Here is a 2,457-nt window from a genome sequence, read left to right as displayed (position 1 = left end):
GCCTTGCGGCGTCGACGTGTCGATCGGATCACGCAGCGAGCGAAAGTGTGCGCCGCGAGCCTCAAGCTGTTCTATGACCTCTAGCAGATGGCTGACCGAGCGGGCGAGGCGGTCGAGGCGGACGACGACGAGAACGTCGCCGGCGGCGATCTCACGCATCAGCTTCGCCAGCACCGGCCGGGAGCGCGAGGCGCCGGAGCCATGCTCCTGGTGAACCATATGACAGCCGGTCGCCTTGAGTTCGTCGACCTGGGCGTCGTTGAGCTGGTCCTCGGTGGAAACCCGGGCATAGCCGATCAGCCAGCGGGAGCGGGGAGGGGGTGTGATCTGGGTGCGTGGATTGGCCATTTGCGGCACATTTTGGGTCGGTTTTTACAAAGTTGCAATGTGTCAGCAAAGGAACCTTTGCAGGTGTGTATTAGAGACCGATTTGCAGGCCCGTGGAGCGCCATCCGGGCATTCGGAGGTGCCCGAGGACTCAGAGAGGGCCAAATCGCGCCCACGGGCCCGCTACGGCCGAGTGAGCCCAAAACTGTCCGTTTCGAGCCCGAACACCCCAAAGGAGCCGCGCCGGAGCACCAGAAACGTCGATTTGGCCTTGTTTGCCGGCGGGCGGAGCGGATTTGATGAGACTACGTGATGCCGAGTCGGAAATAGCGAGACTACGCGACAACGCGCTCGTCTGCGCACTGACGTTAGCCACCAAACCCAAGGAAATTCACATGGTTAGGGAGAGCGAAGGCCATCTGTCGCTTTTACTTCCCAATTTCAATTGAAACGCTAAGGTGAAAATCCTGCTCTTCCGAACCGCTATTCGGCGGCCGAAAGCGGGGGAGGGGAGGGGGCTTTTCAGAGCCCCGACGCCTTGGTGAGATTGACACGAAACCGGTCGCGCCTGCGCTGGTACTTGCGTGTCATCTCGGCGGAGGTGTGGCCGAGCTGTTTCTGGACATAGCGTTCGTCGACCTCGGCCGAGGACGCCAGGCCGGCGCGAAGCGAATGGCCGGCAAACATCATTCCGCGTTCGCCCTCCGGCAGATCTCCACGCACGCCGGCGGCCAGCGCGGTCCGCTTGACGAGGCGGGCGACCTCCTGGTCGTTGAGCCGATCGGCACCAACGGATTTGCCTTGCCCGGTGACGCGCCGGAACAGCGGCCCGTGGGCGATGCGCGCGAGCTTGAGCCAGGTCTCCAGCGCGACCACGGGGCAGGTCGTGTCGGACGAGCCGCGCCCGACCTCGACCTCGCGCCAGCCGGTCTTGCCGCGCAGGCGCAACAGCATGCCCTTGTCGAGGATTTCGATCCAGCCGGAGGAATCCTCGGTCTGGTCGCGGCCGACGTCGAGGCCGACGACTTCGGAGCGGCGCAGGCCGCCGCCAAAGCCCAGCAGCAGCATGGCCCGGTCGCGCAGGCCGCGCAGGGTGCCGCGGTCGAGCGTTTCCAGCATGGCGATCAGATCCTCGGGCAACACTGCTTCCTTCTGGCGGGGCGGGGCTGCGTGCTTGTTGCGGATGCCGGCCATGACGGTGGCGATATGGCGGTCCTTCCTGTCCAGCGGCTGGCCGCGCTGCGCATAGTTCCACGTCAGCGAGGAGAGCCGGCGCTCGATCGTGGAGACGGAGTTCGGCTTCTTGTCGCCGGTCGCCTTACCCGAGGCGCATGCGGTGACGTAGAGCCCGACCACCTGCGGATCGGGCGGAAACATCTCGACACCCTGGCGACGGCACCAGCTCGCAAACTGCTTCCAGTCCGAAGCGTAGGCGCGGCGGGTATTGGCCGAGCTCGCCGCCTCGACGTAGTCGCGGGCGCGATCGGCCAGCGCGTCGAGATGCGCCGGCAGGCGGGCATTGGCGACGACCGGAAGAGCGGAGGGGGCGTCGGCCGAGGGCTGCTCCGGCGCGCGGCCCATCTCCATGACGACGTCGATGATGTCGGGCAGGTCGTCGGTGCTGGAGCCGTTGGGCTCGGCCGAGGGCGCCGCCGCGGTTTGGTCGACAGCATCCTGATCGACAGGGGTCGCCGTTTCCTGTGGTTGAGCGGAGCTGCGCCGAGCACGATTTTCGGGGTTTTGATCGACGAGAGAGGCTGTTGCTCGCGCTTCGTCAACGGACGGCAAGTCATTGATCTGGCGCGAATCATCTTCGGAGTTCATTGGCGGATTCTAGCCGAATCACCGGATTTTTCGTGACAATCGAACGGACGAACCTTACAGCGAGGCCGCCGTGGTTCATGGGCCGGACAAGGACACGGTTGATGATGCCGCCTGGCCGGCCTGCTGGATCATGCCTTACCCGCTGCGCGCTCGTCTTCGTATTCCAGCTCGCGCGCTGCTTTCGGAATCAAGGTCAGCCATACCGGACCGACGCGTTCTATGGCCTCCGCGAGCGTGTAGTTCATTTCGGCCAGCCAGTCGGGCCGGTTTAGCACCAGTGCAGCGGCTAGCTTCTCGCTTGTAGAC

At 64.8% G+C, this 2,457-nt stretch carries 2 protein-coding genes; both read right to left on the bottom strand.

Translation table 11 applies throughout. The features are described 5' to 3' along the window. A partial coding sequence (locus EOA23_RS33775) for a recombinase family protein (protein WP_145966577.1) occupies nt 1–348 on the bottom strand: 348 nt, incomplete at its 3' end. Between the two features lie 501 nt (nt 349–849). Continuing rightward, nucleotides 850–1,908, bottom strand: coding sequence for a tyrosine-type recombinase/integrase (locus tag EOA23_RS33770; protein ID WP_245464951.1), 1,059 nt, complete (start codon nt 1,906–1,908; stop codon nt 850–852). Between the last annotated feature and the right edge of the window lie 549 nt (nt 1,909–2,457).

This window comes from Mesorhizobium sp. M2A.F.Ca.ET.042.01.1.1 (assembly GCF_003997405.1).
Taxonomy (GTDB): domain Bacteria; phylum Pseudomonadota; class Alphaproteobacteria; order Rhizobiales; family Rhizobiaceae; genus Mesorhizobium.
This window is presented reverse-complemented; position numbering and strand designations above follow the sequence as displayed.

Coding starts and splice junctions, on each gene's coding strand:
- EOA23_RS33770 (WP_245464951.1), bottom strand. CDS start 1,908: ATGGGCCGCGCGCCGGAGCAGCCCTCGGCCGACGCCCCCTCCGCTCTT.